This is a genomic window from Acinetobacter sp. ACNIH3, assembly GCF_002918965.1.
Lineage (GTDB): Bacteria > Pseudomonadota > Gammaproteobacteria > Pseudomonadales > Moraxellaceae > Acinetobacter > Acinetobacter schindleri.
The window spans coordinates 1-3,502 of record NZ_PQLP01000093.1; the positions used below are offsets into that span (position 1 = coordinate 1).

General features: G+C 40.6%; 4 protein-coding genes and 1 pseudogene. 2 read left to right on the top strand and 3 right to left on the bottom strand.

Features of this window, described 5'->3' with window-relative positions:
- Both C3420_RS16490 and C3420_RS16495 read left to right on the top strand, forming a co-directional pair.
- Positions 1–310: transposase (locus tag C3420_RS16490; RefSeq protein ID WP_146048145.1), on the top strand; the 310-nt coding region annotated here is incomplete at its 5' end.
- 259 nt (positions 311–569) lie between these two features.
- Complete coding sequence (locus tag C3420_RS16495) at positions 570–1,946, top strand: NAD-dependent succinate-semialdehyde dehydrogenase (protein WP_103801064.1); 1,377 nt, start codon at positions 570–572, stop codon at positions 1,944–1,946.
- Between the two features lie 134 nt (positions 1,947–2,080).
- Here C3420_RS16495 and C3420_RS16500 read toward each other — a convergent pair whose 3' ends face one another.
- The 3 genes and pseudogenes from C3420_RS16500 to C3420_RS16510 form a co-directional block, all read right to left on the bottom strand.
- Complete coding sequence (locus C3420_RS16500) at positions 2,081–2,689, bottom strand: hypothetical protein (protein WP_103801066.1); 609 nt, start codon at positions 2,687–2,689, stop codon at positions 2,081–2,083.
- Between the two features lie 160 nt (positions 2,690–2,849).
- On the bottom strand, positions 2,850–3,230 hold the full coding sequence (locus C3420_RS16505; protein WP_103801065.1) for an RcnB family protein: 381 nt from the start codon (positions 3,228–3,230) through the stop codon (positions 2,850–2,852).
- Between the two features lie 162 nt (positions 3,231–3,392).
- A pseudogene (locus C3420_RS16510) lies at positions 3,393–3,502 on the bottom strand (IS701 family transposase); the annotation flags it as partial.

The window sequence follows — 3,502 nt, forward strand, 5'->3', positions numbered from 1 at the left end:
TGCAAAACAACTGATTGATACTGTAGGCGAGGCAACTTATCTCATTGCTGATAAGGGGTATGATGCTGAGCACATTAGAATATATGCCCAGAACAAGGATATGATTCCCATTATTCCAATGAGATCAGATAGTAAAAGATCGAATAAGGAGTTTGATAAATATCTATATAAATTAAGACATTTAGTTGAAAATGTGTTTGCGAGATTGAAGCATTTCCGAGCGATTGCAACCCGATTTGATAAGCTTGCACGAAATTACCAGTCTATGATTTACATTGCTTGCATGTTTATTTGGTGTAAAGCCAAATGAGGACACGCCCTAGTAAAAAAAGTAGCCGCTTGTTAGATCTGTTAAATAGCTTTTTAACCAACCCGTATAATTATATTTTGTACCACACGATATAACTTTTACCCTTTCTCAGTAATGTTTTGAACCAATCTGTAAATATTCCCTGAACATAAAAAAATCAATGCTAAGTTAAGTGACTACCCCAGATGCAAGCTTGTTTAAGTTGAATTGACGAGTTCAAAAACAAGCAAAACTTATAATTTAAAGAAAAGGGAAAGTCATGGCATATCAATCTATTAACCCATTTACCAATCAAAAATTGAAAGACTATTCGCCACATACAGATGAGCATATACAAAATGCGCTGGATCAGGCAGAACAGATTCTCAAGTCAGATTGGCCACAACAGATTGATCAACGTATTGAAGTACTAAGGAATATCGCGCAAAAATTACGTGAACAAAAAACCGAACTGGCGAAGCTCATGACGCTGGATATGGGTAAACTGATTAAACAGAGTGAAAGTGAAATTGAATCTTGCGCCAAAATTGCCCAATACTTCGCTGATCACGCCAAAGAGTTTCTAGCTCCGGTGTCTTATGAAACGGAACTCGGCGAAGCATGGGTAGAGCATCATCCTCTGGGTATTGTGATGGCCGTTGAACCATGGAACTTCCCATTCTATCAATTGATGCGTGTCTTTGCCCCAAACTGCGCAATTGGCAATCCGGTCCTGGCCAAACATGCTGGTATTGTGCCGCAATGTGCCGAAGCCTTTGAAAAGCTGGTGCTGGAAGCAGGTGCACCAAGAGGTGTCTGGATTAACCTGTTTATCAGTTCTGATCAGGTTCAAGAGATTATTGCTGATCCGCGTGTACAGGGTGTAGCCTTGACGGGTTCAGAAGGTGCCGGAAGTGCCGTAGCAGAACAGGCCGGTAAATATATTAAAAAATCCACCTTGGAACTTGGTGGTAATGATGTTTTTATTGTACTGGATGATGCTGATCTGGAAAAAGCCATTAAAATTGGCTGTCAGGCCCGGGTAAATAACTCAGGCCAAGTCTGTACTGCGGCTAAACGTTTTATTTTGCATGAAAAAATCGCTGATGACTTTAAAGCAGGTATGCTGAAAGCTTTTCAGGAACTGAAAATTGGTGACCCACTCGATCCTGAAACGACACTGGCACCCTTATCATCAGCTGACGCTCTGGAAAAACTGACCAAACAGGTCGATAAGGCGGTAGCGCATGGTGCTACTGTGCTGACAGGTGGCAAGCCTATCGAGCATGCAGGTAACTTTTATGAGCCGACAATTCTGGAAAATATCAGCCGTGATAATCCAGCCTGGTATGAAGAATTCTTTGGTCCGGTTGCCCAGATTTATGTCGCGAAGGATGAAGATGAAATCGTTTCGATTGCCAACGATTCGCATTATGGTTTGGGCGGTGTGATCCATTCTCAAGATATCGAGCGTGCCAAAAAACTGGCTTCACGAGTTGAAACCGGCATGATCTGGATTAATTGGTTTACCGATACCGCACCAGAGCTGCCATTTGGCGGTATTAAAAATTCTGGTTATGGGCATGAATTATCGATCGACGGTTTCAGAGAATTCACCCAAAAACGTTTAGTCGTCGTGAAAAGTCCTAACGAATAATGACTTTTCTGTCTTATTTTTCCAGTAAAGAGGCGGCTTTCTAGACCGCTTCTTCTATTAATCTATATTTAATAGTAATAAACCAGTCTGGTGACTGGTTTATCAGGGAGCCTAGGTCATCTATAAAACTGAGATCAACTTTCCTGTTCTGCTGCCTGGGATTGTTTCTCAGGAATCATCATTGCGGCCAGCTTGATCATTTCAGACTGGATATTTCCCATCTGTTTTTCCAGCTTCTGGAAATCCACCTGACTGAAATCCATCTGGCCATTCAGGAAAGGAGATGCCAATGCTTGCTGGTTGGCATTCATCAGGTGGCTACGTACCTGATCAACTTCCTGACTTTTCAAGTTTAAGCCACTTAGAGTCTGGTTAAAGCTTTTTAATTGCTGTTGCAATTGCATTGCGGTGCTTTGCAATTGAGAAGTATCTTTTTCACTGACCGCAGTTTCCAGTTCAGTCTGGGTTTGCTTCAGCTGAGTCACGTAATCACCAGCCTTTAACTGTAAATCGGCCACATCACGTACGATGTAGAACATATTGCCACTTTTAAGGTCTGCAGAAGATTGCTGCACTTCAGTATTTTCTGATACTGCTGTGTGTTCTTCTGCTACATCCTGTTGCTCCGGTTTTTCAGTATATGAAGCAGGGGCAGAAACCTGATCACATCCCAGCAAACTCAATGCACCTGCAAAAAGGGCAAAAGGTAGTACGCTATTTTGGAGAATTTGCTTAAATTTCATTGGGGTGCTCATCATTTACTGCTTACAAACATTAATATAGGGATGAAATTTGTAGAAAATACGGAGAGTTGCAAATGAATAACAAAAAAGGCCTCACTATAGATATTCAAACATAAAAAAGAGCGTCAAAGCGCTCTTTTTTCACTGAGGAGAGCAGGGTTTAAGCTGCGATAATTTTAATGACCTTATCGTTAACGCTATTCATCAGAATATAGTCGCCATTCACTTTAATCCATTGCTGATTTCTACCTGGCTTGTTGAGTCGTTTATATTTGCTGTGATCCACTTTATAGATTTTACTTTGGTATTGGTTTGGGACTTTTTGACCGACTCGCCAATCACGTGATGGATCAACTTTTTTATAACCCTGTTTATGCTGTTGAGCTGGGTGTTTGTTTAGCTGATGGTGCTGAGGAGCATGATGCTGTTGTTGAGCATGCGACTTGCTATATTGATGATGATCCTGAGGCGCAGCCATGGCTGGAATAGCAACCAGTGCAGTTGAGATCGATAAAACAATTGCTTTCACCAGCGTTTTCATACTTCACCTTTCATTATGGCGGTTTGTTTGTGTATGAGCTCATCATAGGCTGGCAGAGGTGTTTGAAATTGAAGAGAGTGTAGTGTAAATATTAAAATCTGGAAGGAAAATAGAAGAAGTAAATTGAATGATTTTATTAATATACATAGGACTTACGCACTGTTATTTATAGACTCTCTGTGGTAGCAGATGATTTTTATCGAGAATAAAGTCATCAATGAAGTTTTTGATAATTGGTCTAAATAATTTCTTCTGCCAACGATATACATTTT

Coding starts and splice junctions, on each gene's coding strand:
- C3420_RS16495 (WP_103801064.1), top strand. CDS start 570: ATGGCATATCAATCTATTAACCCATTTACCAATCAAAAATTGAAAGAC.
- C3420_RS16500 (WP_103801066.1), bottom strand. CDS start 2,689: ATGAAATTTAAGCAAATTCTCCAAAATAGCGTACTACCTTTTGCCCTT.
- C3420_RS16505 (WP_103801065.1), bottom strand. CDS start 3,230: ATGAAAACGCTGGTGAAAGCAATTGTTTTATCGATCTCAACTGCACTG.